The following is a 25,713-nucleotide window of genomic DNA, read 5'->3' on the forward strand; positions in this document are numbered from 1 at the left end:
GCGGCGGGCCTACAAAGCCAATGTGAGACTCGCTCCCGTGTATAGCGCTGCACGGTCAGAGGGGCCAAGAGTTCTCGATTGGACGTTGAAGTTCTAGTGAGCCCAAACAATACTAGGTCGACCGGAATAATCCTCTTCAAGGAGCGTCCCGATGCCTAACGTAAGGGAAAAGGAACGCGAAGCCCGCCGGAAGATCATTCGCCAATGGGCGAAGCTTCCGAAGGATAAACGGCAGTCTATCGAGGGGATTTCTGAATTCGCCAGGACCGCCGCTCAGCAGAACGAGAACGCATTCGTCCGCAGTCGTCGCGATCCGTATCAGAAGATCATGGGATGGCTATTGCCGCGTGCTCATCTCTGAACGACTGAGTCCTCTGCACATCCTTCGAAGGCGACACCGGGTTCTTCAGCCTGACCCCATGTGGCGAACGGCCCGCGCGATTTAGGGACCAAACCACGCACCTTGTCGCAAACCACATTGAGCGGGATTTTGTGAATCCGATCAGGCGACGCCCGATTTCCGTTTAGGGTCATTCGCGACGGGATTGGGCTGGTGGCAAGTCCGGTTATCGTCCGCTATGCCCCGATAGCTACCAAATCTGCATCGCCCCGAAATGACTCGATGGCCAATTTCGGACACAGCCCTTTGCTCGCTAACAATATCCAGCCCAAAGTCGCCCGGAGATGGCATCCTGTCGTCAACCGAAGGATGCTGACATGGCCAGGGGCGAACAAAGAAGCAATCGGGAGAAGAATAAGCCTAAGGAAGAAAAGGCTAAGACAATTGCCGCCCGCCCCAAGCCAAAAGGGCGAGGCGGCGGTATGGCAGCCAAACCTCGCGCCCGGCCAAAAGAAATAGAAATGCCTCGCGGAATTTGATGCCCCCGAATGCGGCACATGCTCCAAGTCCCGTCCTGGTATTGTGCGTTACAGCAAAAATGCGCGCTGATGTCGCAGATGGGTCAGGAGCCGACTTCGGCCGACTCCCTTCCCCAGATCGGCCTAAGCGGACCAGGGCATTGTAATCATAAAGCGCAGAGCCAAAACGGTATGGATCGCTGTCGCTCGGCCAGTGACGCGCCAACCACCCATTCGTCACCCCAGCCAACAGACCTTCTGCGCACGATCCCACCCTTCCCAGCGAAGAAACCGAGTCCTAGAATTATAGGGTCAAGCGGAGCTATAGTGAGTTCTGAGCTTAGCGAAATACCCAGTCCTGACCTTGGTGTACGGAAAGGAAGGATCCCAGCCAATACACTCTTGCCTCGATCAAGGTCCCCGCCAGGGTGAATTTTGTTTGGTTGGGCTTCCTGCAGTGCGGGAGGACATCCATGAGTGCCATCAACAATTCCAATGGGCTCCAGACGAAGCTCTTGTGGATCGCGGTCGCCCTTCTGGGTGCCGTGACATTCGCGATCGTGGCGCTCAATCGAGGTGAAACGGTCAACGCCGCGTGGCTAGTCGTCGCCGCGATTTGCATCTATTTCATCGCCTACCGGTTTTATGGATTGTTCGTCGCGGACCGGGTGCTCGGGGTCGATGGCACGCGACTGACGCCTGCCGTTCGCCACAATGACGGTCTCGATTACGTTCCGACCAACCGGTACGTGCTCTACGGCCATCATTTCGCGGCGATCGCCGGCGCGGGTCCACTGGTTGGTCCGGTGCTTGCCGCGCAAATGGGCTATATGCCGGGCGTGCTCTGGATTCTCGCCGGCGCGGTGTTTGGAGGCGCGATCCAGGACATGACCGTGCTGTTTCTATCGACGCGGCGTGATGGTCGCTCGCTCGGCGACATCGTGCGTGCCGAGATGGGACCAGTGGCCGGCACGATCGCAGGCGTAGGCATTCTCCTGATCTGCGTCATTGTCCTTGCGGTCCTCGCTCTCGTTGTCGTCAAGGCACTGATCGGCAGTCCGTGGGGAACTTTCGCGGTGTTCTGCTCGATTCCGATCGCGCTTCTCATGGGTGTCTATGGCCGGTTTTTCCGCCCGGGCAAGGTCGGCGAGATGTCACTGGTCGGCTGTGTGCTGCTTCTCGCAGCGCTGATCTATGGCAAGACCGTGTCCGAGACTCCCGAGCTTGCGGTGTACTTCGACCTGCAAGGAGAGACGCTCGCGCTCATCATCATAGGATACGGTTTCGTCGCATCCGTGTTGCCGATCTGGCTGCTTCTGGCGCCACGCGATTACCTTTCGACATTCCTCAAGATCGGCACCATCTCGCTTTTGGCAATCGGAATCATGATCGTTCGTCCCGATCTCCAGATGCCGGCCGTCACCAAATTCACCGACGGCAGCGGACCGGTTTGGGCCGGCGGCATGTTCCCATTCCTGTTCATTACCATCGCCTGCGGCGCCGTTTCCGGTTGGCATGCTCTCATTGCGTCAGGGACGACGCCGAAGATGATCGAGAACGAAAAGCAGATCGCTCTCGTCGGCTACGGCGGAATGTTGATGGAATCGTTCGTCGCGATCATGGCGATGATCGGCGCAAGCATCATCCATCCCGGCGTCTATTTCGCGATGAACAGCTCTGCAGGACTAATCGGCACCACGGCTGAGCAAGCCGCGCAAGTGATCTCGACATGGGGATTCGTGGTGACCCCGGACGAGATTGCTCAAATGGCCAAGGACGTCGGAGAGAACTCGATCCTGTCGCGCACCGGCGGCGCACCAACGCTTGCCGTCGGCATGGCCCATATCCTGTCGTCGTTCCTTGGTGGCCGCGCCCTGATGGGCATCTGGTACCACTTCGCGATCCTCTTCGAGGCCCTGTTCATACTCACCACGGTCGACGCCGGAACGCGCGTGCTCCGGTTCATGATTCAGGATCTCGTCGGCAACGCTATCCCGGCGTTCAAGGAAACTGCATCTTGGACCAACAACCTGATCGGTTCGGCGCTTTCGTGCGCGCTGTGGGGCTATTTCCTTTACGTCGGCGTGATCGACCCACTGGGTGGCATCTGGACGCTATGGCCTCTGTTCGGCACCGCCAACCAGATGCTGGCGGCAATCGCGTTGACAACGTGCACCGTCGTTCTGTTCAAGATGAAGCGCGAGCGGTTCGCGTGGGTGACGATCGTGCCCGCCGCGTGGCTCGTGGCCTGCACGACGACCGCGGGGCTTGAAAAGGTATTCAACCCCAATCCGAACGTGGGGTTCGTCAGCCACGCGCTCAAATACGACGACGCGATCGCGGCAGGTCAGTTGCTGGCACCGGCCAAAACGCTTGGCGAGATGAGCCGGATCGTCTTCAACGACTACGTCGATGCAACGCTTGCAGCCTTATTCGTGCTGGTCGTCGTTGCGACAGTGATCTACGGTCTAATCAATATCTGGCGAGCACTGGGCAATCCGCAGCCGACCGCAATGGAAGTAGAGTTCGCTGGTGTAGCCGCGGGAGGTAGCCATGCCTGACCTGCAGAATTTGTTCGACCAGTCCGCCAGCGCGATGCGAACCGCCCGCTATTGGAGCACGCGCACTGCGCGTCTCATGATCGGCGTTCCCGATTATGAAACCTATGTTGCGCACCGGCAAGAGAAGCACCCCGACCAGCCGATCATGACCTATGTGGAATTCTTTCGCGAACGTCAGCAAGCGCGCTATGCCATAGGGAAAGGTCACTTTAGAGGCTGCTGCTGACGACCGACAACACTTCTGCAGCTGACCGCCATCCGACGTGCGGGTATGGAAAAGGTTCTGATGACTTGATCCGACCTGAGAAGCGGGCATCGATGGACCAAGCAGCCATGACCGCTTTGGGTCAATGGCCGCCCTCGGCGGCCGACGTTAGCTTTGTCGGCTCATCTCCCGGAAAGTTACCTCAAGGTGCTCTGAAGCCTAGTCAGCTCAGCCCCGGGCCAAAAGCGGCGTGACACCGCAATACGGCGTCGCAAGAACACACGAACACAACTAAAATTTGTTCGCCGAGGGGGGGAGCGGAATATAGAGATCAGACCGTGGCCAAGCTAATCTGCCGTCCCCCGCCACAACTGACAGTCGCGTGCTGAAATCCACAAGTAAAATGGAAACCGCCGGCACCCCGTACCAAAAGAAACGCCGAAACTCAAAAGCCAAGCTTGCCCAAGTTAGAAACGAGTTTTGCAACACAATCCCCCGAGAAGCAGACATTCTCGGTAGCCGTCGGCATGTCTCAAAGGGGCCAGAAGCTGACCTCGGATTTTTGCGGATAACGATCTCCAGGCTGAGCCTCTCCCGGCTTCCTAAGGAACTCGTGCCAAGCGCAAGGCGGCCTCAACGCCGCCCTCCAGGATCTGCTCCGCCTGCGCAGCGTTGGGCACTGCCCGCGCGAACTGAAGGGTGCCCACCATGAGGCCGAAGATGGCGGTCGCACGGCGGCGGCTCGCTGATGCATCTGCGTCAGGAAGCAGTGCGGCCAATCTCGCAACGTAGCTTCGCAACCCTTTCTCGTAGTCTTTCCTGGTGGACCGGGCCTGTCGGGCGATTTCGGGGAGTAACGCCGCCGAGGGGCATCCGCCCGTCGGGTCTTCGAGGTGAGCGCGGTTCAGGTATCTCTGCGAAGTAACCGCAAGCGATCTAAAATCCCTCACCCCTCCGCACGTCCAGCAGATCAATTGGAAATTTTTGCCACCAGGCGAGTATCCATGGGGCCGAATGAAGACACACCTCACCTTTGCCTTGCGCAAGGCATCGGACAGCGTCGCTGCGGTCATTCAAGATAGGCAAGAGACGCTAGTTTCACTTGGGCCCACCACAATATACGTCGGAGTGAATGGCTTCAGCGATTACATTGCTTATGAATTCAAGTCTCACGAGTTGGTCGTGCTCGAAAGCATCCGGCGTGACAATGCGATTTACGTATTCGGACGCGATTGGGAAACGGCTTCTCGGCTATCAAAAAAGCAGATTTTAGATGCGTCGCTCCAAAAGGCGCGCATCGTGCATTCGGTTGGATGGAAAGAGAAAGTCAGAACCCTCGTGGCATAAACAATGCGAAATGAGCACTACGTTATGCACAAAAAAGCCGACGCCGAGCAAATGATCAGGCATCTTGCGTTAGAGTGGATGCACGAAACAAACTATCGTCAAAAGCCCGGTCACTACCCAACCTTTGGCGCTTTCAAGACATGGCTCGAAAGTAGGCACTACGATCACTATTTGGCATTTCGATCACGTAGTGATCCCCGGTACGAGGCCGAGGGTTGGTTTGAAGCAGCAATCCGCGACTACTGGCGCAGCATGCGTTCGCGTGGCGTGGAGCCGTAACACCAAAGGAAGCGCTCTAGCGTTCCGCGAACCCTGGCAGGTATCCTTTGGAGCAAACTTTCCGTCTGGAAGTTTGCTCGTCAACTAGGCGAACTTCTCGAAGCCCCTCCTCCACCGTTTCCGCGCGCCCCTCAACTGCCGCCGCCAAGCCGCCCAATCTTCTACCGGCTCGGGCAGAATCTTGCCTCCAACTCAATGTGCGCCTCGATCAGCTCTTGCCGCGCGATCTCGGTGCCGGTGGCGTCAACCACGACTACGACCGTACCCTAGCTCAGCAGAGCCAAATAGCTCGCCAACCTGGTCCGTCTGCGCCTCGCCGTTGTGGAAGATTAGGAAATAGTAACGACGCATAGCCGCGGTCCTCCGTCCTTTAGCCCCCGATTATGCGCCCATCTCGGGAGGTCCGCACCTGTCAAAAACGACAGGGTCCGTGCGACAGCGGCGCTAGCAAACGGGCTCGCGTCATCCACCTCACGCCGCCCTCCTCCGCGCCTCTCCTTGCGGCCTCACCGACTTCCCCGCCCGATCCTCCCGCCAACGATGCACCGCGCGCTGCGTCACGCCATCCGCGGTCACCGTCGTCAGCACCGATGGCCGCCTATGTAATGCCGGCCATCGCTGGCTGGGCGGCGCTGCTGGACTTCCATCATGTGCAGTAGATCCACCTCCGCGTTGCGCGCATCGCGATCCGCGCCAATTTGCCATCCCGCGGCCAGTAGATCTTCAACCGGCGGCGTCGGCATAGCCGCGATTGCTAGCGGACTCTGCTGGCTGGAACCTGCAGCGAGCGAAAAAATTGACTCGTCAGGGAGGTTCCGATGACACAGAAAAATCGGACGCCACGTGGGTCGAGCACAATGGATCCCGTTACTGGTTCCGGCGCGGGCCAAGTTCCGACGAAACCGCACGACTCCGGCAGTCAGGCGAATGAAACTGTCGATGGCCTGGACGCTCAAACTGAAGCTTTGCGGCACGCGGCAGAAGATACGCCATCTGCTGCAGCACCTGACGACGAAGAAAAAGTGCCGGTCTTTGACCGGGCTGGTGCTGCGCCGAAAATCTGAGCGAGAAGACTGCCATGCACTGGCGCAAAGTGCCGAGCAGAACGAGCGGCAAGGTCTTCGATGTCGTGGTCTTGGCGTCTACCGCCTCAGTCGCCGTTTCGATTGTCTTGCTGGTTCTGCATTTTCCCGCGTGTCAGCCGAAATAGATAGAACTAGCTGTTCGTTGTCGGCCATTAAATCTCCGTAAGTGCGCAGAGCGTTTGTTGCGTATATTGCGCCATGTTGATAGACCGCGCCTTCAACATCGAAGGAGCGCCGTTTTGGCCAAGAAGAAAAAGCTGGTTCGCCGCGAGTGGACGAAGGAAAATATCAAAGAATTGAAGGCGCACTCCAAGGCTCGCACGCCGGTCGTCAAAATCGCCAAGATGACCAAGCGAACCGAGGGCGCGCTACGTCAGAAGGCGATCGTGTTGGGTATCGGCCTGGGGCATCAGCGGTAAATTGACGCTGGCTTCGTTGAGGGAGCCGCCAAATTTCGATATTGTTTTAACGCTCGCATCTGCGCCGATCAGGTGCAGACTACTGCGTCCGTCAAGGCAGCCGGAGCTTTTAGCTTTCGCGGCCTTGGGGTTGAGGGCTCGCCTTCGCCAGCCCCGGCGAGTCCCACCTCAGTCAGCGGAGCTGACGCATTTAATTGTCCCACAGTGTAACATCGACGACATTGCGCCCAGGCACCCGCGCTGTACGCTTTATCTCGCCGGGGCTGGACTCAATATTTCACGTCTTATTTTTAACCCGGCTGGCCGCAGTGGTTCGCCGCTGCGGCCTTTTCGCATTGACGAATGCTTGGCAAACAGACGCGCTGACCAACAAGCCTCACTTCTTACGCTCATCGCCCAAGCTGGCGCCTTCGGCCAGCTTCATCCAATCAGCTGCAAGCCTTAACCAAGCTTCCTTGTCTGGCTGTTTAATTGCCCTTTCGGCTATGCGGCGGCATTCCTCGGCTTCGACTCGATAGCGATCCGCCTCCTCCTCGCTCATCATTCGACTCACCCAGCGAACCAACGCGGGATGGTCGACGAGGAAATCAGAGGATATTCGACGATAGACCCAAGCGGCTAACTTGGAACCGTCGCGTCGCGGTTTGGCAGGCTCATCCGGCGCGCAGATTTTCCGCCGAGTCCTTTCCGCGATTGTTCACGACGTCGAAACTAACCTTGGCTCCCTCTGCGAGTGAGGTGAAACCAGCCTTCTCGACTGCCGAGATATGGACAAACACATCTTTGCCGCCGTTGTCAGGTTGAATGAACCCGTAGCCCTTCGTCGGGTTGAACCACTTTACCGTCCCCATAGCCACTTAGCTTCTCCATTCTTTGAAAAACCAAAACTAGTGCCTGAATCTCGACAAAAGAAAGGCTGGTCGCAACCGCGCTCATGCGCCGGAAGTACGCGAGCCGAGGATGTCGTTTTACGTCGTGTGAACCTCTTCACATGGGTATGACATCAGGACGGTTAATCTCCAGTCGCTGGCGAGAGGTTTCAGTTACAGCGGGAGGCGGCCGTGGCAGCAGACACAAAGGCGGACGACTGGTTTATTGCTGCGCACGTGCTGAGGGTACGCACGTCGTCGGGCACCGCATCGATATCGTTTAAGATTGGCAGTAGAGTAGCTAATATCGCAGCACTTTTAGGTTGCTCCGGACCAATCTCTGGAAGCGGTGTTTCGGACACGGACTTCCAATTAGATTCGCAACTTATGCGCAACATCAGCGGTCCATGGTCATTGAAGGACGTCAAGGGCCACCGAGGTGACGTCACGCAAAACGTGTCATTTTTTCCTGATGCGTTGTCGGGCGCGGCGTTTAATAAGAGCGGAAGCGTCTTTTTTAATTTCGAGATACCAAACCCGAGCTCCATGACCTTTACGATCAAGGGCCAGTGGATGGTAAAGATGGTCCTCAATCTTGGCACGACGTTTGTAATTTAGTCCGATCCTCGCGTCTTGACATGAAAGTTAGTCGAACAGGTCATCGGCTTCTTCCTCTGGCACACGCCTTCGCTTGTCGGGCAGTTCCTCCCTCATTTACCCTACCGCTCAAGCTTAATTTCAGCCTTCGATTGCGCTCGTCGGTTGCCCGATTACGCTGTCGTCACCGGACGAGTTGCCCTGTCCGGATTCAGCATGGCGACGCCGGCGTGCCATCATACTCGGCGCGCCGGCTTCGTTCTTTCCAACGGAGACCTAAGTGTGGCCCTACGGAATCGCGGCGCTGTGCGTCGTGCTCTTGATCGTCGGAGCGGTCGCCCTCACTTTTCTCAGCTTCGATTTTCCGGACGAGCCTAAGGCCTAAGTTTAGCAATGAGGCCGCCTACGACCCGTGTCGCAAAGGCTATAAAGCTGTTCCGCCTTGACCCCCAAACCGCCGCTCGACTCGCTGATGCTCTTGATGCTTCCTGCTCGGTCGCCGTTGCGAGCTGACGCTTAAGCTTGATTGAGCTGACCGATTTTGTCTGCTGAAATCCTCTTTGGTCAATTTGTCTCCAAACGATCGTCTAACGTAATTCCGTCGCGCAACACTACGTGCGTTGACGATTTGATGATCTCGTGAAGTAACGGATCATCGTGAACGCAGCGGCGGGTCCCAGAAATGGCCGGCCGACATGGCGTTGTTCGCGGATCTAGCGGAACGCGCCACCTCGTTCGCGTTTTGCTTGCCGGGTCTCAGAATGAAATGACTTTACACTCCCGTTTTCTCGATGTGGAGAACGAGCCAGGTCGTGACCCCTGAGAGTCACTGATCTTGCGACGAGCCGGGGTTGGAGATTTTCTGATGAGTTTGTTGATTATCGCGGCATACGGAATTTGCCTGCTCGCACGAACCGCTGACTGAATTGATAAACGTGAGCCCGCCCCGTCCTTGACGACAAGAAGGGTCTGCGTGCTTCGAATTATGACCTGCTGGTCCTGCCCGAAATTGCGGCGTTCTGGCAAATTATTTGTCTTGCCGCTCCCACGTCGACGCAATTCCGGCGTCCGATTAATTACCGGCTTTCAACGATTTTGCGGTGCCCAGGTGCTTTTGCAACGTATCTATCTGGCCGGAAGCATATTCTCCAGAAGCATCCTTACTTTTTGATGCCTTCTTGTACTCGGCGATATCCTTCTGGTGGTCTGCGACCATGTGGGTAGCGAACATCTTATCGAAACCTGCGCCGGTCATTTTTGACATCTTGTCATGGTCAGCTTTTTGCTTCGCATTCGGTCCGCCTGGTGAGTTCATTCCCAGTGCTTGGGCAGCATTTAATGCCTTCTGATTGGCGGCAGCGTGGTCTGTAGAGAGCATTCTGCCAAACGATTTGACGGCGTCGCTTTGACCGTTCTGCTACGCCAGCTCTCCCATGCTCACTTCAGCGAAATTGCCCTCGATTGCCTTCTTAAGAAACGTTTCGCTTTGCTTATCTTTCGCAGATGCGCTGCCAATTGAGATTGCCATCAAGGTTGCTGTCCCGAGTGACATAAGCATTCTGTTCATCGGCAACTCCTGTGGGTTGTCTGTCGATGAACACGCCTGAAGCCCGGGAGGCTCCAATTAGGCGCACGGGGCGACATTGGAAGTTTCGCATCGCAATATTCAAACGTCCGCAGAGCACCTGACTAGTGGCCTTTCGGACCACTTACATGACCGTAGATGGCAAGGCGCGCATCGAGTGGGAAGCTCGAGCGCAGTGGAAGGAGAAGCCGTTGGAGGGCGCTGTGGATAAAGGCCACTCAGTGGGCGGCCTCATGAGAACGCCTCTATTTCGGTGTCCCGGTCTGGCTACCCGAACCGGTGGTCTGCTCCCTTCCCGGTTGGCCGGGAGAATGCGCAGAAGCGCCCGGCTTCTCTTGATCGCCACGTAACCGGACGCTCCGGAGTTGCGGGTCTTGATCCCTTTGTCCGCATCGCGCTGCATCTGCTCGTTGGGCTCGCTAGCCTTGAGCCCTCTCCTCCTTGGTTTGCACACTGGGCGCGAGAAGACATGCAATCCGCTATAGCGCCGTCCGAGCGCCGCGACAGCGCGGGAAATGTGGCGCGGATTGATGCTCGCGCTCGCCGTGGGAACAATAGGCAACGTTTCGATTTGAACTCTCACAACACAGGGAGACAACGCCATGAACGGTATTATCTACTTGGTCGGACTTGTCGTCGTAATTGGCATCATTCTGTCATTCTTCGGCTTGCGTTGAGCACAACCGTCCACCGACGACGCCGTACCGCTGGGCGTAGTGGGCGCAATGGGCACGGTTACATCAGTCTCGTCACTTCCCCGGCTTTGAAGGGATCTGCGACAATACTTCTGCGACCTCGGGACGGTTAAGGAAATCGTTGTCCTTAGGAAACAGTGCCTTCCACGACGCCACCAGCGTGCGAAGATCAATATCTTTCTCGATCATAGTTTTGAGAAAATATCTCTTGTCGTCCCCTTCGGAGTCACCGATCCCCAGCTTCTTGGCATCGACATCGGTCGCCAAGAAATTCGCGGGAAGCCGTCCGGGAAAAATCGCAGCAAAGAATTTTGCCCGGTTAGTTGCCTCTTCAGGACCGGGCGCCTGCATAATTGACTTAGCGACCTCAAGCTGAAAACTGGCTTTATTTGTTTGGTAGTTCGTATAAACCCCCACTCCAACTGTAACAATCGCGCTGAGTAGCGGCACGATAACTGATAGACCTGTCCATCTAGCCTTCGTCTGTTCGACCTTGAGCTTTGCGAGCTCAATATCGCCAGCGGTTACTGGAGCGGTCTGCTGAGTAGAGGAATTCGGCCCTGCCATCACCATTCCCCATTCGGTAGAGCCGTCTATATAGCACTACGAGTGACCTTGCACTCCAGTTCAGTTGCACATTGACAAACGTTCGTTGGTTCACTGGTTCACCTATAGGGATATGACTGAACCGAACCAGACGATGATGGGCATAAATGCCCCCCATCGTATCGTCCGTGGTTCACGGAGTGGTTCAGGTGAACCAGCTTGATATCTAAGGGGTTTTAGCCTCTGTTGGTTCGGTTTTGGTTCCCCCCTTGGTTCGCTCAATTTGCACCTGGAAATCGCGCTGGCGGCAGCGGTGGTTGGTTCACCCCTGAACCACGCGAATCCATGGCGTTAAGCTCCCGCTCGCCGGCACCGGTCAATGTCCAGCCATTACGCTCCGCGCGGATCAGCTTTTGCTGCTCCAGCTTCCGCGCGATCCGGTACACGCGGCTGTCGCTCATTCCGAGCAGCTTCGCCACGTCGCGGCGGCTTTTGCGGGGTGCTGATCGATAGCGCGCAGCAACGTGTCCTCGTCACGCTCGTTCGCCCGCTCACGCTCCACAATGCCGAAATCCGAGACCGGCCGCGCAACGACGGTCGGGATGGCGCGCCCCTTGGTGTCCCTGAGCTTAGGGTGCTGTACGGTCACTAATTCGAAATGGACCGGCTCGAACGACGGGCCGCGGAACTTGCCGAGGGCTTCGAAGGCGATCACTTGGCCGTTCCGACGCAAGGCAACGTTGCCGTCAACCTCATTTAGAAACGCCCCGCCGCCCTTTGGGATCAGGTCGTCATCGGCCGCGCGCTTTGTCGGATGCGCCAGGGCGAGCACGCACGGCCCGCCAGGCAGGTTCGTCATGGACCGCAGCAATCGCGCATAGTTGCCCATTTGGACGTTGTCGTTGTCGTCGTCGCCCTCGAAATACGCGGCGACCGTGTCGACGATGACCAGGGTGGGTTGCAGTTTCTTCGTTGCCACCTCGGCTTCGATGTTCGCGACGTTCTCCGAAATCTTCACCACACCGTTGATGAAATGCACGTCCATGGTATCCGGGTCGATTCCCATCTCTTGAGTCACGCCGAGCCACCGCGCCTGAACGTCGGTCGGGTTTTCGCCGGCCGCGTGAATCACGGTCCCTTTCTCGACTTCAATGCTTCCGAACGGCTGGGACATGCACCGTCGAAGATTCCGCCAAGCACGGAAAGCTGGTCCGTCACGTTGACGAGCAGCCTGGCTCCCAGGGCGGCCAAAGGCGGCGACGGTCCGCCGCTGGGCAGGTCGAGCGACGTGATGGCCGGCCAGCCCATCGAGGCGTTGGTGAGCACATCCGTGTACTTGGTGTTGAAGAATTCGCTGTCGGCGGCGAACTGACCCAATTTGAGCGAGACCTTCTTCGCGCCCCACTGCTTCTCGAAATAGGCTTCGTACAGCCGCGTCGATGGCAGAGCCTCAATTCCGCTGACGACGAACAAATTTTGCAGATTACTGCGCGACAGCCCGTCGCCATGGATTTGGAACATGTTGGCATGAAAGGTGAGCTTGTGATCCCGACAAGCTTCTGCAGATCGACATCGACGGCAAGGTTCAGGCGGCCTTCGTAGATCGTGCCTTGCTTTAATCCTCCGGAAGCGTTGCCGAGTACCTCGCCGATGTAGGTCGCCGCGAATTTCACGCCGTACCTCTGCAGCGGATTGGGTAGAAGACCGAGCGTTTTCTCCTCCACCGTGCTCTCGCCCGTGTCGGGATCGGCGGGCTTGTCGTCGTCGGTCTTCTTGTCCTCCTGCGCCATGGCGTTGGCTGCAAGGAGCAAAGCGACCGACATTGAAAGCGCCGCTTGCCGGTATGCCCTCCTTGGCCGCGACACGGGAACTCCTAATGCTGGAAGTGCTTTAGGACTTGCCTGATCTTCCGACGCAAGTCCAGGACGAGGTCTTCAGCGGCTTGCCAGGCATGTTGTGTGCAGAAGTGAACGCACGATATCACGCGGGATCGGCAGCCCTCGCAATTTAGGCCCGGGGCGATTGCGTTCGAAACCATTGCGCGGCCCCGGAGTCGTCTCCCTCGAGAGGAGGAAGGAGGCGGCGACCATGGACGACCGGAAAAAACTGGAGCACCAGATCGCACTGGCTACCCGCGTAGCGGCCTGCACCGCTGACGAGAGCACCGCGAGCAGGCTTAGACGTTTCGCAGATCAGCTGAGGCAGAAGCTATTCCCATCTTCCCAGCGGCGCCAGATCACGGCGCGCGCCTATGAGCTGTGGGAGCAGGCTGGGCGCCCCGCTGGGAAGGACTTTGATTTTTGGCTTGAGGCGGAAAGGGAAATCAGCGCGCGGGGCGAGTAGACCGAGCGTTGAGTGGTGTGACAGGCGACGATCGATCTGAGTTGCACTGGCGTCCATTCTGGGCGCTGCGCTTTCGCCATCAATGACCGCGGTCTTCGCATCCTCTTGGAGGAACATGCTCAGGTTCTCAAAAACACTCGCCCTGTTGCAGGCGCGCGGTGGAAACCGACTAGGCACCGGCATGATGAAGGAAATCGAGAGCACCCGCATTAATCCAGGTGAACGCAAGCAGTCACCCACAACCCATTCCGGAACGTTCAACGGTGCCGGTGATTGGGAAGCCATGACCAGGTCCATCATTCTCATTCCCAGCATGCTCAAGCCGCTACGGCAGGTCTAATGGTCTGGCTGATCCTTACGCTCTAAGCTGTGGTCATAAGTACGCAGTTTCAGAATGCTTATTGTCCTAAGGGGAGCCTTTACCCAACTCGCGCCGAGGACGATACATGCGAGGCGAGCAGAGGAGGGCGCTCTGAGCAGGCTAGTGGGGCGGCCGGGTCAGGCCCGCGCCAGCTGAAGTCCGGTCTAACCTGGGCGCCCCTATTCGACTCCCGGCTCGTGCTGTTGGGCCTCCATGACGACAGCCAACAGCCCGAGCACGCCAACTGCGATCAGCACCGCGACAGAAACCCGCTGGGAGCTTTGCCCATGCGTTCAAACACCCCCACCCCGCGGTCAGACGACCTCCCTGGCGAAATAAGGCGTCGGCGGCCGGTTTCTGGCGATCTGTCGGGCAAGCTCACAGAGACGTCTAGCGAGATCCGCAAGTTTCGCATCAAGGAGCTGCGCGCGGCCGCTGATCGGCTTGTTCGCCGTGCGGAGGCGCTCCGGGTGGAGGCAAAGCGATTACTCAAAATAGCCCGGCGCGAGGAAGCGAAGTTCGCGCGCGCCCCCCGGAGAAATCCCCGGAGCGCGGCGGCGCGCCGGCCTAAGGCTTTGCTGACTAGCGGATAATTTGTCCGCGCCCCGATTGTTTCAATAAAACATCCCGTACCGAAATGGAATTCCGTAAAATGCCGGCTCAGCAAAGCTCGAGATTGCAGTTAGAGGGCGAACGTGGCACGGCTCGCTTTCCAGCCCCCAATGCTCCCGGCTGCCGATCCAATTGCGGATTAGAGCGCCTGGAGTGCCCCTGATTGGCAGATCCCCCAGTGCCTAGATTTCCTTGCTGCTTTTTTGGCTGCGCGGAGGTGGCATCACGTTCAGCTTTCTAGCTCCAGAGAGCTGACTTTCACCTCACCCAAAGGTTAGAAGGACGTCTTGTCGTTCTTGGAGCGTATATCGCGCGCAATGCTTTCCACCTGGGTATCCTTCGCAAGCTCTGTGGCCTCGAGATCCTGTGGTAATTCCACGCCGAACTTCGTAGCGATGGCATCCAACTTATGGAGAATGCTGGTCGCCTCTTTCTCCGCCAGGAGGTTGATCTGAAGATCGAGGTGATTACGCTGCTCGGAGCGTTGATCCATGGCGTTCTGGCGGATCAGAACGAAGGACGTCAAAAGCACGGCTTCGAGCGCGAGGACCGCCGACAGGAAATTGAACGGGTAAGGATCGAAGCGAGCGGACCCGTAGGTATTCCAAACGACCCATGCGACGACGAGAAGGAGTTGAAGCAACACGAAATGAATGGTCCCGACGAACCATCCGACCATGTGAGAAGCCCTGTGAAACCTCGATAGTTTTCGTTCCTCTTCCTTTTCCAGCTCGGCAACGCAGTCAATATTCCTCGAAACCGCGCTGTGTCGGATACCGCGGTCATGATCGGCTTCACCGTTCATTCGGTGACGAGGTCTGCGGCGCGACGCGCCTTCTTCCTGGCACTCTCCACCGTCTGCTCTCCGGCTTTTTCGGCCTTGGCCCGGACCTCGCATTTCGAGCGTATTTCGTCGAGCTCATCGTCGGTCAGGTGCTCGATCCCGACGAACGAATTGTGCACGGCACTCACCCTGACGAGCTCGTCCAGCTTCACCTGGATTGCCGCGCTATCGCGGTTCTGGGAATTCTGGATCAGGAAGACCATCAGGAACGTCACGATCGTAGTGCCGGTATTGATCACCAATTGCCACGTGTCGGAGTAATGGAAGATCGGGCCAGTGATCGCCCAAATGATCACAACGGCGGCGGCAATCATGAAGGTCAGTGCGCGGCCGGCGGCCTGGGATGTGCGGTTGGCGATGTCGCCAAAGAGCTTTCCGGCGCGCTCGCGCGCCGAACCGCTGGAGCCTTTGTCACTGCGTTTTTCGGTCGCCGCCGACATCATCAATCCCATCTGATCTTCCGAAAACCTGCGCGAGATAACGGGAGCGGAACTCGAAGGTTCCACTTACGAAACGAGCATCTGAGAAAGGGTGGTTGCGGGCTGTGTACACTTTGTAACTCACGAGGATGGTCGGCGGTGCCGAAAGGATTTGTGGCGGCCCGCCGAACACTGCAACATGCGGGCCGAGGGGTAGGTCGAACGATGCGCGCTTGGCTGCTGGCACTGACGCTCGTTGCGCGCCTTGTAGAGAGCGCCTTCGCGCAGGAAGACAAGAAGACCGACGATCTGAAGCCATCCGATCCCGATACCGGCGAGAGCACGGTGCAGGAATCGACCCTCGGCCTTCTGCCAAATCCCCTCGACAAGAACGGCATCAAGTTTGCCGTCACCTATATTGGCGAGGTGCTCGGCAATCCTTCGGGCGGTGCAAAGCAGAGTCCGAATCGAGCAGCTTTAGTCATACTGCTGTCGCTCTCGCCATCGCCATTGGATCGGCAATCACGTCAGAGCGCCTCGGCCTCCCGAAGGACGACCTGTTGAGATTCCACAGCTAGGCCACACCCGCCGCTGGATCGTGCGGCAGGTGAACCAATACAAGCGGTAGGCGGATCGCCTAGAGCGAGTGTTCGGCAGCGTCCCTGACCGAACACTCTCCACCCACCAAACTAGTGTACGGCCTGGCCAGTGCGTCCTCGGCCTTCGGAACATCCTCAGGCAGTGGCAGCGGCGCCGCGATTGCTTCCACGGTGGAATGCGAGGCGTAATGGTGCAGCAAAGCAGTTCACGACCTTTACTATACCGACTACTCCGGGCGCTTTAGTAATGAACAAGGGCCGCTGCTCAGAGACAGCGGCCCTTCGGATTTCAACCAGCAATGTCCGTCATCACCATTTTTGGACGGCGATTGCCGCCAATCTGAGGCCCGATTGACTATAGCTGATAGTCGGTCGACATCCTAAGTACTGCGCCGCACGGCGTGCTCGCTGTACCTTTGGCAACTAGCTCTTGAGCTGAACCAGCGAGCACCGCGAACGCGCACGTAGTCGTGCGCCGGTCGGCCCACGACTGGTTGTTCCGTCCGTTTCACCGCTTCATCCATCAATGAACTCCTCGCCCTCCACGCCGAGGAAAGACAACCGCTGTGTAACCCTACGATCCTATGCGCCGATACGGCGACGGCAGAATATATGGATCCCCTGGCTTTCCTCTACTAGACGTCGAGCACGAGAAAGCAGGGCCACCACCAACCTCTCGCGCTCGGCCTGGGAGTTTTTCCGCCTAGCAATCGTTGTCGCGGGCGCCGGTGGTCGTCTTCGACTGTTCAGCTGCCGTCGGCTGGCTTTGCATCTGGCGCTGGGCGTCCTGCGACGAGGTTGCGGTGTTCTCGCTCGACTTGTTCATGGCAGAAGTTGGCGGATGCTCCTTGGCGCTTGGCGAGGGGGTGCCCGTGCTCGTACTCGCTTGGCCCGTCGTGACGGGTCCAGAGCCGGCATCGCGGTTAGCTGTATTGCAAGGGCCGCCGAAAGCGATAGTTGAGCTGACAGCCAAGACGGCGCCAACCAGCATTGATTTCGTAAGCATGACATTTCCTCCTGTTTGCCGGCTAATGCTTGGCGGAGCCGGGTTCCGCCATTTTACGATGCTGTTTTGCGAGCATCTCCGCGGGCGTCACATTTGCCACTGCAGACTGGACAACATCGCCCTCGCCTTTCACCATGGCGACGAAGCCCTGGCGCGCGACCATGGCAGGATCGTCTTTGTCCTCTGAGCCCACCTTGGTGTCGAGCATGTCGGCGCGCTTGAAAAACTCGGTCTCGGTCGCGCCCTGCATGAGGCAGGTCACGCTGATTTCGGAATCGCGAAGCTCCTTGCGAAGCGCAAACGACAGTGAATTCAGATAGGCCTTCGACGCGTTGTACACCGCCTGAAAGCTGCCGGGCGTAAAGCCGGCAATCGAGCCCGCGATCAAAATGCGCCCCTGATTGCGCCTGCGCATGTCGTTTCCGAGCTGATGCAGCAGACAAGTCGTCCCAGTTACATTCGTGTCGATGACATCACGAATGCGGGCGAGGCCCTGATCGAGAAACGGATGCCCAAGTCCGCGCCCGGCGCCGTGAGCACGTCGATCGGACGGCCCCTGATGGCCGCGTGGAGCTTGTCGATGTCTTCCTGCTTGGCGAGGTCGAGGTGGCGCGCCTCGACGACCTCCGCGCCAGGCTCACGTCGCAGGTCGGCGGCCGCCTTTTCGATCTCCACTTCGTCTGCGGCAACTAGAAGGTCAAACCCTTCGCGCGCGCATATACTCGTAACCGATCCCTGTAGATGCGCCGGGCACGATTGCAAATTGCCTGACCATCTCGGCTCTCCGTTTGTCTCCCAGGTCGCCTCCTTAATCGCGCTAGGCAGCCGCCGTTCCTAACGCGATAGGAACTTCGAGACGCAATTAAGCTTAGCCGTCATCATTCGCTTGGGGTTCCCTACATGAAAGCTCTCACTTGGCACGGCAAAGGCGACATCCGGTGCGAGACCGTGCCGGATCCCAAGATCGAGCATGGACGTGACGCCATCATCAAGGTGACTGCCTGCGCGATCTGCGGTTCGGACCTGCATCTGCTCGACGGCGTCATGCCGAGCATGGAAAAAGGCGACGTGGTGGGCCACGAGACGATGGGCGAGGTCGTCGACGTCGGCAAAGACAATACCAAGCTCAACGTCGGCGACCGCGTCGTGGTGCCCTTCACGATCTCCTGCGGTGAATGCTTCTTCTGCAAGAACGGCTTCTACTCCGGATGCGAGCGGTCCAACCCCAACGCCAAGATGGCCGAGAAGATGTGGGGGCATTCTCCGGCCGGTTTGTTCGGTTATTCGCATATGCTCGGTGGTTTTGCCGGCGGTCAGGCGGAGTACCTGCGCGTGCCCTACGCCGATGTCGGTCCTTACAAGGTCCCGGAAGGTCTCACCGATGAACAGGTGCTGTTCCTGTCGGACATCTTTCCGACCGGCTACATGGCCGCCGAGTTCTGCAACATAAAGGGCGGCGAAACAGTGGCTGTCTGGGGATGCGGTCCTGTCGGGCAGTTCGCTATCAAGAGCGCCTTTTTGTTGGGGGCGGAGCGCGTGCTGGCGATCGATACCGTTCCTGAACGGTTGGCACTCGCCAGACAATCGGGTGCAATCACACTCGATTTCCAGAACGACGACATCTACGATCGCATCCAGGAGTTGACCGGCGGGCGCGGCGCGGATGCCTGCATCGACGCCGTCGGCACCGAGCCTGAAACCACTGCCAGCATTGGCTCTGTGATCGACCGGATCAAGGTCGCGACCTTCATGGGAACGGACAGGCCGCACGTTCTTCGACAGGCGATCGAGTGCTGCCGAAATTTCGGCACGGTTTCGATCGTCGGCGTCTATGGCGGGTATCTGGACAAGATTCCTATGGGCAGCGCCATCAATCGCGGCCTCACCTTCCGGATGGCCCAGACCCCCGTCCAGCATTACATGCCGAAGCTTATGGAGCGCATCCAGAAAGGCGAAATCGATCCATCCTTCGTCATCACCCATCGGGCAACACTCGAGGAGGGGCCGGAACTCTACAAGACCTTCCGGGACAAGAAGGACGGTTGCATCAAAGTTGTGATGAAGCCTTTCGGAGCCTGACGACTGTCGGCTATCCGAGCAGGATTAGGATGGAGAGCACAGACGCGTATTTCGATCGCAAGCTGGAAGAACTGAAGCTTCTGAACAGCTGCCTGGCTGCACCGCTATCACTGGATCGTCCTGATTCGGTCGCCGAAGTCATTCGTCGTAAATTTCAGCTGACCGCAGCTCTCAGAGCCGCGCATGAGACGCAGGAGTGGAACGCCACCGAGACCGCATGGGCGGGCAGCGCGCGTCCATCCAGCGGGCCCTTTAAGTTTCAATACGACTATCAACGCGCTGACCTGGCCGTAGAAGGACCGTCATTCTATGCGCTCGATGAGCGGCACGCTCGACAAACGATCTACACGGCTTCGGGAATGGGGGCGATTGCTTCGCTACTCCTCGCACTCTCCAAGTCGATGAAAGGTGGCGAGGTCGTTGCGCTGCCAGGCTCTTACGGGGAAACATTAGAACTGATCGACGGCTATGCGCAGCAACTGCACCTGGTAATCGGGTCGATCCAGAGTTTCTCGACGGACAGTACCTCTCGCAGAGTCCTGTTGCTGGATTCATGCATCGCGTCTCGCGATTTCGGCGACGTCGTCAATTGCGGAAAGCTGCATTTCGACCTCATCATCTTCGACACAACATGTTTCACCGGAAGTTCGGGACGTATTGAGCAGGTAATCAGGTGGTCGAGGCGCCGGGGCGTTCCGCTGATCCTGGTCCGGAGTCACAATAAGTTGGATTCGTTGGGTGCGGAGTACGGGCGGCTAGGTTCCATTACGTTGATCCGCAGCGATTTCGCGACACAGCGGATTCCTTCCTCATGCCTCGAAGAGCTTATGGCGGAAACGCGCAACGCCATAAGGCTCCTGGGCAACGCAGCCTTACCCGCGCACTTTCCGCCATTCGTAGGCACATCCGCTTACCGTCGCCTGACGAGGAGGCGTATGGCCTCGATCCTTCGTAACGGTCGTTTCTCCTCCCGGCATTTCGCCTTGAGGCTGCGAGGCGTGCCGTCGCAGTTGCAGCCCGTTCACGGACTATACGTCACGTTGGGATCTCGCGAACCTCTCGACGAAGCGGCAGCCCGGCAGGCGGCCGCAGCCATGAGCGAGGAGCTAAGCGAAGTCGGCTTTCCAATCCGTCACGCTGGGAGTTTCGGCTTTGATTTTGCCGCGACCGAATGGTTTCACGACCTGACGACCGACCGTTACAGCGTCCGCATCGCCGTGCCTGATCTCCCCTCGAGCCTCTGGATCGATCTGACGCGAGCGATCGGCGACTGGTGGCTTGCTTCAGTTTCCCGATCCTGAGCGTCAGAGCTCAGTCAAGGTCAGGCTCGTTATACTGGCCTTTCAATCCTGGAATCGCCTCCACGGGAAGGCCACGGGGACATAATACAGCATGACCTTGAATGCCCATCACGACCCATGACTGACGAACAGCGCGGCGAGATCACGAAGCTCTGCCGTGAGGCCGATATCCTGGACAAGTCGGGCGAGCTTCTCACACGTCAGGGCGCACATGATCGCATCGACGATTTGCGTGAGAAGGCGCGCAACCTCAAGAATTCGTCGTCCGCCTGATCCTAGTTCTCTCCGAATTGCGCCGCCGTTTGCCGAGCATGGGCGAGAGGTGTGTAGCGCCTTCGACAACCGGCTCCGAATTGTCTTCGGCATCTTCTCGTCACATACCGGGGGGGCCGCCAGCTTGACAGCATCTTTCACGTCCATCAATGCCAAGTCCCTCTTTCTGCCGTTACCGAAGCTGCAGAGACCCGCGAGACGCAGCTTTCCGAGCGAACTGCAGCCTTTCATCCAGTACTCCGCGTCAATGAATTCAACATCGGCGTCGTCATCGCGTGATCGCAGTGATACGGCCAGGTGGTGCAACGCGGCTTTCGGGAAAAGCCTTTGACATCGCTGGTCTCTTCCGGCGCAAGTGGCCAGAATTTTGAACCCAATGGTATCGTTGGCTTTTCATTCTTGCGACGTAGAGCGGCTCGCTGCAGCCAGACTCGGCCGGGCTGCTTTTGGCTAGGAACAATCGCCTCAACCTCATGTTGCCGTGCATCAATCCTTTTACTTATGGAGCGTTCCGATGGCCGACAAAGATCTAAATGCGCTTTTCCTCGATACCCTCAAGGATATCTACTACGCCGAAAAACAGATCTATAAGGCTTTGCCGAAGATGGCGAAGGCCGCCAATTCCGATCAACTTCGGGCGGCATTTGAAAAACATCACGATGAGACCGAAGGTCAAATCGGTCGCCTCGAACAGATCTTCGAGCTTCTCGAAAAGCCGGCGCGCGGAAAGAAGTGTGACGCGATCGAAGGCATTCTCGATGAGGGCACCGAGATCATGGACGAGTACAAGGGTGAGCCGGCACTTGATGCCGGGCTCTTGGCTGCCGCTCAGGCGGTCGAGCACTATGAGATATCCAGGTACGGGACGCTTAAGAGCTGGGCCACGAAGCTTGGTATGAAGGATGCGGTCAAGTTGTTGGATCAGACGTTGGCCGAAGAGAAGAAGACCGACGATGCGCTGACAAAGCTTGCTGAGACGGCAGTCAACGCGGAAGCAGCCTGAACCACCCTGTAAGGATCGGGAAGCGCCGCCCTCCGGACGGCCCTTCCCGGCTCTCAATGCAGCGTTTCGTTTCGATTTAGAAAGACAATCACATGAGTGAAAAGTTCAATCCGGCGCCGACTGACAAACACGCCGCCGATTCCAAGCAGGAAATGCGCAGTGATAAGAAGCAAGACGATGAACTTGAGAGAGGCTTGAAAGACAGCTTTCCGGCTCTGACCCCGGTGAGTAGCACGCAGCCTACAAAGGCCGCGCCTAACGCCGAGTTGGTCTAGTTGGCCGTATGAGGCGTGGCCACGCGGGTCCACGGAGGATCTCTCGCTCTTCATGCTCTGGGCGCTGACCCTCGGTCTCGGGTTTTTGGATCGTCTACGGTGTTATTCGATTGGATGATCGTCGGCGCGAACGTGATTAGCGCCACGCTCGCGGCCATCGTTTTCTGCTGCAAGATACGGGATCTCAGGTCGCGAGGCCGCTGTAGAATCCATGGGCCTGACAAACGGAGGCCGAGATGACGGCGATACGAATCCGCCATACGACCACCTATCGTTTTAGAGAGGCAGTACATCTCTCTCCACACCGCCTAATGCTACGCCCTCGCGAAAGCCGCGAATTGCGGCTGATGTCACACATCTTGACGATCACGCCGGACGCTGTGACCAAGTGGGCCCAGGATGTGTTTGGCAACACTGTCGCCCTGATCAACTTTGCAGACACAGCCCCGACGCTCGTTATTGGCAGCGAAGCCGATATTCTTCTCGATGCAGTCGATTGGCCGGTGTTCGATATCGCTGCCTCGGCCATTTCATACCCGTTCCGCTACTCCGACGAAGAATGGACCGACCTCGGCGCATTAACTATTGCCCAATACCCTGATCCGGGCGGGCGACTGCAAAACTGGACGAGAGGGTTTATACGTAGCAACCCAACCGATACGCTTTCACTGCTCAAAGACCTGAACGCCGGAGTCGCCCAGCGCGTTCGGTACCAGAGCCGTGAAATCGAGGGCACGCAATCTCCCGAGGAGTCACTCGACCGCGGGCGGGGATCGTGCCGCGACTTTGCAGTCTTGTTCGCCGAATCCGCACGAAAGCTCGGCTTCGGCGCGCGGCTCGTCTCCGGCTACCTCCACGACCCGAGCCATCAGCTCCTAGGTTCGGGCGATGCTGGCTCGACCCATGCTTGGGCCGAGGTGTTCCTACCAGGTGCGGGCTGGGTCACCTTCGACCCGACGAACCGCAGCGTCGGTGGTCGAAATCTGATCCCCGTCGCAGTTGCCCGCGATATCAGCCAGTGCATACCAGTATCAGGAAGCTTCTTTGGCCCAAGCGATAGCTTCCTGAGCATGGGCGTGACTGTCTCGGTCACCGCCTAACGCATCTCCGGATTATTCCACCGATCGATACGTCGAGTGCACGGCAAGGGTCGTCCCCGAGTCCAGTATCGGCAGAGTAAATGGCAGCGCCTTACTCTTCGGCTTTGAGATCGCAAATCCTGCAGGCGGTACGTCGTGGCCGTCCACTAGCCTTTCGGCCCGCTCCTTGGCCTCTTCAAGGGGAGATCGACAAGCTGCTAACTAGGCCATCCGGGACTAGGATGTAGGCGCGACATCCTCCGGCATTTCAGATCGATCTCCGCGGGTCGAGAGCCCTTCGGCGCGCGCGGCCGATCCTCGACCTTCGTGCATTCGTCGTAAGTCCCGGTGGATAGGCGCCGACGACAAGGAAGTCCTGTTCGGCGAACAGGCATTGATGGCCGGTACCGGCGTGCAGGATCGCGACGTCGCCAGCCTTCAGCGTGAATATCCGGCCCTTGTTGCCGCCGAAGCGTACCCGGCCCTGCCGCGGGCGATGCCAAGCACCTCATGAATTCGGGAGTGATAATGCACGTAGCTGTAGATACCGTCGCGCCAAGTGTCGCCCCAGCTGTTGGCCTCGAAGAGATCCTCCATCACGGCCGCCGGGTCGTGCCCGTCGCCAGAATCGATGGCGCCACGGTAGATGATGAACGGCCATCGCAAGTGATTGGGTACGAGCCGTCATCCTTGAAGCGGACCGTGTGAGGCTTTCGGGCACAAGCGAGTTCCGGAGCTTCCTTCCTGCCTGGACGGCGCAGGCCGGTCGCGCGCTGCATGTATTCCTTGACGTTCTCAAAAATGGACACGGTCGCTCTTCTCCGATGTCCAAAGCGGATAGCCGGTCCACAAGCGCAGCAGCCGCTCTATGATGGCACCCAGCGCGAAGCCCGCGACCACGTCGCTAGCCCAGTGCGCCAGCACTACTATCCGCGTCAGGGAAAGGGCGATCGCTAAGGCTCGAATCATTCTCCGCGGGAGAGGCGTTAAAGTGCCGGCGGCGGATGCCAGCGCGCCCATATGGAGGGCGTGTCCCGAGGGAAACGCGTCATCGCGCTTTCCGGAAAATGAGACCCCGTGCATGTGACCCAGCACAGTCTTGCGGTCCGGGCGGGTCTGATCGAATACCGACTTCATACCATGAGGCATCAGCGAGACCACGACCGTAACGAGCAGCGCATGATTGCCCGCCCGCTGCAGCTGCTCCGACCTACCACGCGTCGCAAACCAGCCGACGGTCGCGAGCGCCAGAAGGATTTTCTCGTCGGCGCCCCAAGTCAGCCCGCGCGAGACCATCTCGGTACGATGATTGGTGTTGCGCGACACGGTCCGCGCGATCACCACGTCGGGCTTCGTGGGTTTGACCCTGACTGCTGCCATCACCTCGTCACTCTGCGATCTGCCATCGTTAACTCCGGTGCAGGTTCCAAGTTCATTGTGTGTCATCGCGAGGTGTTTCACCGCGCGGCAAGGTGACTTGTGCGGCACCGATACGCAGGACGTGCAGTTGTTTGGCGCCCGCTTATCGGGTGACGCTCCGGATAGAGTGAGCGTGCCGGATCATGTCCATCAGCCTGATGGTTTCTTCTTAAAGAGCGCTCTCAGCTGCTCCCACTTGGCCTCGATCCACCTCAAAGCCATGAGAAGAGGCTTCTGTAGAATAGGGATGTCCTGTGCGATAAGAAGAAGGCCTAGAGGCAGCATCCAGAGGCCGAAGATAGGCAGAAAGCTGAAGACGCCTCCTAGGATGAGCAACCCGGCGACAACGACACGGACCCAAAACGAGGATGGTTCTCGTAGCCACAGAATGAAGGCCGACACCTTCGTAGGCACCCGTCGCCGGAGCAATTCAAAGTATCTATCCAATTCCGCTTTGACGGAAGCCATTAACTCGATCTTCTCTCTATCAGGGTGCCGCAACCCTCCGAACAAGCGCTTGAACCGCGACTAAATCAAAAGATCTGTACGGAAAGCGTTCCAAACCCTTTGGCTTCCCGATGGGGATGACGCGATCCGTCTGCGGCCAGTCCGTTGCCGGTTCTGCCTTGTGTCTTCGAAAGACCGCCCGCCAAATTACCTAAGCGTCACGCAGGACAGATGATAGCCGGGAAGCGCGGGTATGACGGGTAGCTCCTCGCCTAAAGCGTATCCGGTGTGCGTCGAGGTGAGCCTTGATCCTCTTTGAGCAATTCCTGTTCGGCCAAGCGCCAAAAGTCTTCTTCTCGGCCCTCCGGCTTGCCTGCCTGCTCCCACAACTCGTAGGCGCGGGCCGCAACGGCTTCATCGATTCGCCTATTCATGGGCCTTCTCCAGCCCAACTAGGGGCAATCGGAGGGGTTACTAATCCGGTCATCCCCCATAAAGCTGCCTGTGAACCAAAGAAGCCTCTTGTTCAGGCCGTCGCGCTGTTTTGCCGACTCTGTGTTGCGCTCCAACTGCGTACGCACTGTAACAGCGACAAATCGGACGTCGA

28 protein-coding genes and 3 pseudogenes are annotated in these 25,713 nt (G+C 58.1%); 16 read left to right on the plus strand and 15 right to left on the minus strand.

Annotated elements, in window-relative coordinates; all coding sequences use genetic code 11:
• Positions 1-151: 151 nt before the first annotated feature.
• From AB7535_RS26320 to AB7535_RS26345, 6 genes are all read left to right on the plus strand, one after another.
• Positions 152-361: a hypothetical protein gene (locus AB7535_RS26320; protein WP_247458042.1), complete on the plus strand. Its 210-nt coding sequence runs from the start codon at positions 152-154 to the stop codon at positions 359-361.
• 970 nt (positions 362-1,331) lie between these two features.
• Complete coding sequence (locus AB7535_RS26325; protein WP_354112641.1) at positions 1,332-3,419, plus strand: carbon starvation CstA family protein; 2,088 nt, start codon at positions 1,332-1,334, stop codon at positions 3,417-3,419.
• Positions 3,412-3,645 (plus strand): YbdD/YjiX family protein, encoded by a 234-nt coding sequence (locus AB7535_RS26330; RefSeq protein WP_439035442.1) that lies wholly within the window; start codon positions 3,412-3,414, stop codon positions 3,643-3,645. Before AB7535_RS26325 ends, AB7535_RS26330 begins: the two co-directional genes overlap by 8 nt.
• 993 nt (positions 3,646-4,638) lie before the next feature.
• On the plus strand, positions 4,639-4,971 hold the full coding sequence (locus tag AB7535_RS26335) for a hypothetical protein (protein WP_354112640.1): 333 nt from the start codon (positions 4,639-4,641) through the stop codon (positions 4,969-4,971).
• Between the two features lie 1,206 nt (positions 4,972-6,177).
• Complete coding sequence (locus AB7535_RS26340; RefSeq protein ID WP_354112639.1) at positions 6,178-6,501, plus strand: hypothetical protein; 324 nt, start codon at positions 6,178-6,180, stop codon at positions 6,499-6,501.
• A 73-nt stretch (positions 6,502-6,574) separates the two neighbouring features.
• The gene (locus AB7535_RS26345; RefSeq protein ID WP_038960078.1) at positions 6,575-6,754 is read left to right on the plus strand and encodes a hypothetical protein; all 180 of its coding nucleotides are present in this window, start codon (positions 6,575-6,577) and stop codon (positions 6,752-6,754) included.
• 376 nt (positions 6,755-7,130) lie between these two features.
• Here AB7535_RS26345 and AB7535_RS26350 read toward each other — a convergent pair whose 3' ends face one another.
• Together AB7535_RS26350 and AB7535_RS26355 are read right to left on the minus strand one after the other, a co-directional pair.
• Positions 7,131-7,298: a hypothetical protein gene (locus tag AB7535_RS26350; protein WP_247458048.1), complete on the minus strand. Its 168-nt coding sequence runs from the start codon at positions 7,296-7,298 to the stop codon at positions 7,131-7,133.
• Between the two features lie 109 nt (positions 7,299-7,407).
• Positions 7,408-7,611 carry a cold-shock protein gene (locus tag AB7535_RS26355; protein ID WP_354112638.1) on the minus strand — a complete coding sequence of 68 codons (204 nt, stop codon included), beginning with the start codon at positions 7,609-7,611 and terminating at the stop codon, positions 7,408-7,410.
• 204 nt (positions 7,612-7,815) lie between these two features.
• Here AB7535_RS26355 and AB7535_RS26360 point away from each other — a divergent pair, with 204 nt between their 5' ends.
• The gene (locus AB7535_RS26360; protein WP_028154089.1) at positions 7,816-8,241 is read left to right on the plus strand and encodes a hypothetical protein; all 426 of its coding nucleotides are present in this window, start codon (positions 7,816-7,818) and stop codon (positions 8,239-8,241) included.
• Positions 8,242-9,292: 1,051 nt separating this feature from the next.
• Here the strand turns inward: AB7535_RS26360 and AB7535_RS26365 are convergent.
• From AB7535_RS26365 to AB7535_RS26390, 6 genes and pseudogenes are all read right to left on the minus strand, one after another.
• Positions 9,293-9,625, minus strand: a pseudogene (locus AB7535_RS26365) (DUF4142 domain-containing protein); the annotation flags it as partial.
• Positions 9,626-9,637: 12 nt separating this feature from the next.
• Complete coding sequence (locus tag AB7535_RS26370; RefSeq protein ID WP_354112637.1) at positions 9,638-9,787, minus strand: hypothetical protein; 150 nt, start codon at positions 9,785-9,787, stop codon at positions 9,638-9,640.
• Positions 9,788-10,554: 767 nt separating this feature from the next.
• A complete protein-coding gene (locus AB7535_RS26375) occupies positions 10,555-11,067 on the minus strand; it encodes a hypothetical protein (RefSeq protein ID WP_354112636.1) in 513 nt (170 codons plus the stop codon).
• A gap of 257 nt (positions 11,068-11,324) precedes the next feature.
• On the minus strand, positions 11,325-11,507 hold the full coding sequence (locus AB7535_RS26380) for a hypothetical protein (RefSeq protein ID WP_354112635.1): 183 nt from the start codon (positions 11,505-11,507) through the stop codon (positions 11,325-11,327).
• Complete coding sequence (locus AB7535_RS26385) at positions 11,504-12,220, minus strand: AAA family ATPase (RefSeq protein ID WP_354112634.1); 717 nt, start codon at positions 12,218-12,220, stop codon at positions 11,504-11,506. Before AB7535_RS26385 ends, AB7535_RS26380 begins: the two co-directional genes overlap by 4 nt.
• A complete protein-coding gene (locus AB7535_RS26390; protein WP_354112633.1) occupies positions 12,175-12,567 on the minus strand; it encodes a carbohydrate porin in 393 nt (130 codons plus the stop codon). Before AB7535_RS26390 ends, AB7535_RS26385 begins: the two co-directional genes overlap by 46 nt.
• A gap of 567 nt (positions 12,568-13,134) precedes the next feature.
• Between AB7535_RS26390 and AB7535_RS26395 the strand changes: the two genes are divergently transcribed.
• Positions 13,135-13,389, plus strand: a complete 255-nt coding sequence (locus AB7535_RS26395) for a DUF2934 domain-containing protein (RefSeq protein ID WP_354112632.1) — start codon at positions 13,135-13,137, stop codon at positions 13,387-13,389.
• A gap of 115 nt (positions 13,390-13,504) precedes the next feature.
• Entirely contained in the window at positions 13,505-13,729 is a 225-nt protein-coding gene (locus AB7535_RS26400) for a hypothetical protein (protein ID WP_259258560.1), read from the plus strand.
• A gap of 907 nt (positions 13,730-14,636) precedes the next feature.
• Here the strand turns inward: AB7535_RS26400 and AB7535_RS26405 are convergent.
• On the minus strand, positions 14,637-15,167 hold the full coding sequence (locus AB7535_RS26405; protein WP_354112630.1) for a DUF1003 domain-containing protein: 531 nt from the start codon (positions 15,165-15,167) through the stop codon (positions 14,637-14,639).
• Positions 15,164-15,646, minus strand: a complete 483-nt coding sequence (locus tag AB7535_RS26410; protein WP_085971541.1) for a low affinity iron permease family protein — start codon at positions 15,644-15,646, stop codon at positions 15,164-15,166. The genes AB7535_RS26405 and AB7535_RS26410 overlap by 4 nt, the downstream gene beginning before the upstream one ends.
• A 204-nt stretch (positions 15,647-15,850) precedes the next feature.
• Here AB7535_RS26410 and AB7535_RS26415 point away from each other — a divergent pair, with 204 nt between their 5' ends.
• Positions 15,851-16,189 (plus strand): hypothetical protein, encoded by a 339-nt coding sequence (locus AB7535_RS26415; RefSeq protein ID WP_439035446.1) that lies wholly within the window; start codon positions 15,851-15,853, stop codon positions 16,187-16,189.
• Between the two features lie 738 nt (positions 16,190-16,927).
• Here the strand turns inward: AB7535_RS26415 and AB7535_RS26420 are convergent.
• A complete protein-coding gene (locus tag AB7535_RS26420; protein WP_354112623.1) occupies positions 16,928-17,050 on the minus strand; it encodes a hypothetical protein in 123 nt (40 codons plus the stop codon).
• 202 nt (positions 17,051-17,252) lie between these two features.
• Positions 17,253-18,005 (minus strand): annotated as a pseudogene (locus tag AB7535_RS26425) (SDR family NAD(P)-dependent oxidoreductase).
• Between the two features lie 125 nt (positions 18,006-18,130).
• Here AB7535_RS26425 and AB7535_RS26430 point away from each other — a divergent pair.
• The 3 genes from AB7535_RS26430 to AB7535_RS26440 all read left to right on the plus strand — a co-directional run bounded on the left by AB7535_RS26430 (position 18,131) and on the right by AB7535_RS26440 (position 20,883).
• On the plus strand, positions 18,131-19,309 hold the full coding sequence (locus AB7535_RS26430; protein WP_439034298.1) for a zinc-dependent alcohol dehydrogenase: 1,179 nt from the start codon (positions 18,131-18,133) through the stop codon (positions 19,307-19,309).
• 29 nt (positions 19,310-19,338) lie between these two features.
• A complete protein-coding gene (locus AB7535_RS26435; RefSeq protein ID WP_354112621.1) occupies positions 19,339-20,610 on the plus strand; it encodes a hypothetical protein in 1,272 nt (423 codons plus the stop codon).
• Positions 20,611-20,727: 117 nt separating this feature from the next.
• Positions 20,728-20,883, plus strand: a complete 156-nt coding sequence (locus AB7535_RS26440) for a hypothetical protein (protein WP_439034296.1) — start codon at positions 20,728-20,730, stop codon at positions 20,881-20,883.
• A 93-nt stretch (positions 20,884-20,976) separates the two neighbouring features.
• Here the strand turns inward: AB7535_RS26440 and AB7535_RS26445 are convergent.
• Positions 20,977-21,189 (minus strand): annotated as a pseudogene (locus AB7535_RS26445) (DUF2252 family protein); the annotation flags it as partial.
• A 208-nt stretch (positions 21,190-21,397) separates the two neighbouring features.
• On the opposite strand from AB7535_RS26445, the gene AB7535_RS26450 reads away from it, so the two are divergent.
• The 3 genes from AB7535_RS26450 to AB7535_RS26460 all read left to right on the plus strand — a co-directional run bounded on the left by AB7535_RS26450 (position 21,398) and on the right by AB7535_RS26460 (position 23,261).
• The gene (locus AB7535_RS26450) at positions 21,398-21,886 is read left to right on the plus strand and encodes a YciE/YciF ferroxidase family protein (RefSeq protein ID WP_071915852.1); all 489 of its coding nucleotides are present in this window, start codon (positions 21,398-21,400) and stop codon (positions 21,884-21,886) included.
• Between the two features lie 92 nt (positions 21,887-21,978).
• Complete coding sequence (locus tag AB7535_RS26455; protein ID WP_439037679.1) at positions 21,979-22,161, plus strand: hypothetical protein; 183 nt, start codon at positions 21,979-21,981, stop codon at positions 22,159-22,161.
• Positions 22,162-22,397: 236 nt separating this feature from the next.
• Entirely contained in the window at positions 22,398-23,261 is an 864-nt protein-coding gene (locus AB7535_RS26460; protein WP_439035448.1) for a transglutaminase family protein, read from the plus strand.
• A 774-nt stretch (positions 23,262-24,035) separates the two neighbouring features.
• Here AB7535_RS26460 and AB7535_RS26465 read toward each other — a convergent pair.
• Both AB7535_RS26465 and AB7535_RS26470 read right to left on the minus strand, forming a co-directional pair.
• The gene (locus tag AB7535_RS26465; protein ID WP_041959903.1) at positions 24,036-24,620 is read right to left on the minus strand and encodes a phosphatase PAP2 family protein; all 585 of its coding nucleotides are present in this window, start codon (positions 24,618-24,620) and stop codon (positions 24,036-24,038) included.
• A gap of 758 nt (positions 24,621-25,378) precedes the next feature.
• Entirely contained in the window at positions 25,379-25,540 is a 162-nt protein-coding gene (locus AB7535_RS26470; RefSeq protein WP_354112617.1) for a DUF2934 domain-containing protein, read from the minus strand.
• Between the last annotated feature and the right edge of the window lie 173 nt (positions 25,541-25,713).

It is taken from the genome of Bradyrhizobium sp. 956_D2_N1_4, assembly GCF_052076025.1.
Taxonomy (GTDB): Bacteria; Pseudomonadota; Alphaproteobacteria; order Rhizobiales; family Xanthobacteraceae; genus Bradyrhizobium; species Bradyrhizobium barranii.

What these genes read in the sequence shown, in the direction of transcription:
- AB7535_RS26450 (WP_071915852.1), top strand. Translation starts at nt 21,398, where the DNA reads ATGGCCGACAAAGATCTAAATGCGCTTTTCCTCGATACCCTCAAGGAT.
- AB7535_RS26440 (WP_439034296.1), top strand. Translation starts at nt 20,728, where the DNA reads ATGACTGACGAACAGCGCGGCGAGATCACGAAGCTCTGCCGTGAGGCC.
- AB7535_RS26465 (WP_041959903.1), bottom strand. Translation starts at nt 24,620, where the DNA reads ATGGCAGCAGTCAGGGTCAAACCCACGAAGCCCGACGTGGTGATCGCG.
- AB7535_RS26460 (WP_439035448.1), top strand. Translation starts at nt 22,398, where the DNA reads ATGACGGCGATACGAATCCGCCATACGACCACCTATCGTTTTAGAGAG.
- AB7535_RS26350 (WP_247458048.1), bottom strand. Translation starts at nt 7,298, where the DNA reads ATGATGAGCGAGGAGGAGGCGGATCGCTATCGAGTCGAAGCCGAGGAA.
- AB7535_RS26340 (WP_354112639.1), top strand. Translation starts at nt 6,178, where the DNA reads ATGAAACTGTCGATGGCCTGGACGCTCAAACTGAAGCTTTGCGGCACG.
- AB7535_RS26385 (WP_354112634.1), bottom strand. Translation starts at nt 12,220, where the DNA reads ATGTCCCAGCCGTTCGGAAGCATTGAAGTCGAGAAAGGGACCGTGATT.
- AB7535_RS26320 (WP_247458042.1), top strand. Translation starts at nt 152, where the DNA reads ATGCCTAACGTAAGGGAAAAGGAACGCGAAGCCCGCCGGAAGATCATT.
- AB7535_RS26380 (WP_354112635.1), bottom strand. Translation starts at nt 11,507, where the DNA reads ATGAGCGACAGCCGCGTGTACCGGATCGCGCGGAAGCTGGAGCAGCAA.
- AB7535_RS26435 (WP_354112621.1), top strand. Translation starts at nt 19,339, where the DNA reads ATGGAGAGCACAGACGCGTATTTCGATCGCAAGCTGGAAGAACTGAAG.
- AB7535_RS26420 (WP_354112623.1), bottom strand. Translation starts at nt 17,050, where the DNA reads ATGAACAAGTCGAGCGAGAACACCGCAACCTCGTCGCAGGACGCCCAG.
- AB7535_RS26325 (WP_354112641.1), top strand. Translation starts at nt 1,332, where the DNA reads ATGAGTGCCATCAACAATTCCAATGGGCTCCAGACGAAGCTCTTGTGG.
- AB7535_RS26415 (WP_439035446.1), top strand. Translation starts at nt 15,851, where the DNA reads ATGCGCGCTTGGCTGCTGGCACTGACGCTCGTTGCGCGCCTTGTAGAG.
- AB7535_RS26410 (WP_085971541.1), bottom strand. Translation starts at nt 15,646, where the DNA reads ATGTCGGCGGCGACCGAAAAACGCAGTGACAAAGGCTCCAGCGGTTCG.
- AB7535_RS26400 (WP_259258560.1), top strand. Translation starts at nt 13,505, where the DNA reads ATGCTCAGGTTCTCAAAAACACTCGCCCTGTTGCAGGCGCGCGGTGGA.
- AB7535_RS26405 (WP_354112630.1), bottom strand. Translation starts at nt 15,167, where the DNA reads ATGAACGGTGAAGCCGATCATGACCGCGGTATCCGACACAGCGCGGTT.
- AB7535_RS26390 (WP_354112633.1), bottom strand. Translation starts at nt 12,567, where the DNA reads ATGTTCCAAATCCATGGCGACGGGCTGTCGCGCAGTAATCTGCAAAAT.
- AB7535_RS26375 (WP_354112636.1), bottom strand. Translation starts at nt 11,067, where the DNA reads ATGGCAGGGCCGAATTCCTCTACTCAGCAGACCGCTCCAGTAACCGCT.
- AB7535_RS26335 (WP_354112640.1), top strand. Translation starts at nt 4,639, where the DNA reads ATGAAGACACACCTCACCTTTGCCTTGCGCAAGGCATCGGACAGCGTC.
- AB7535_RS26470 (WP_354112617.1), bottom strand. Translation starts at nt 25,540, where the DNA reads ATGAATAGGCGAATCGATGAAGCCGTTGCGGCCCGCGCCTACGAGTTG.
- AB7535_RS26370 (WP_354112637.1), bottom strand. Translation starts at nt 9,787, where the DNA reads ATGAACAGAATGCTTATGTCACTCGGGACAGCAACCTTGATGGCAATC.
- AB7535_RS26455 (WP_439037679.1), top strand. Translation starts at nt 21,979, where the DNA reads ATGAGTGAAAAGTTCAATCCGGCGCCGACTGACAAACACGCCGCCGAT.
- AB7535_RS26395 (WP_354112632.1), top strand. Translation starts at nt 13,135, where the DNA reads ATGGACGACCGGAAAAAACTGGAGCACCAGATCGCACTGGCTACCCGC.
- AB7535_RS26430 (WP_439034298.1), top strand. Translation starts at nt 18,131, where the DNA reads ATGAAAGCTCTCACTTGGCACGGCAAAGGCGACATCCGGTGCGAGACC.
- AB7535_RS26330 (WP_439035442.1), top strand. Translation starts at nt 3,412, where the DNA reads ATGCCTGACCTGCAGAATTTGTTCGACCAGTCCGCCAGCGCGATGCGA.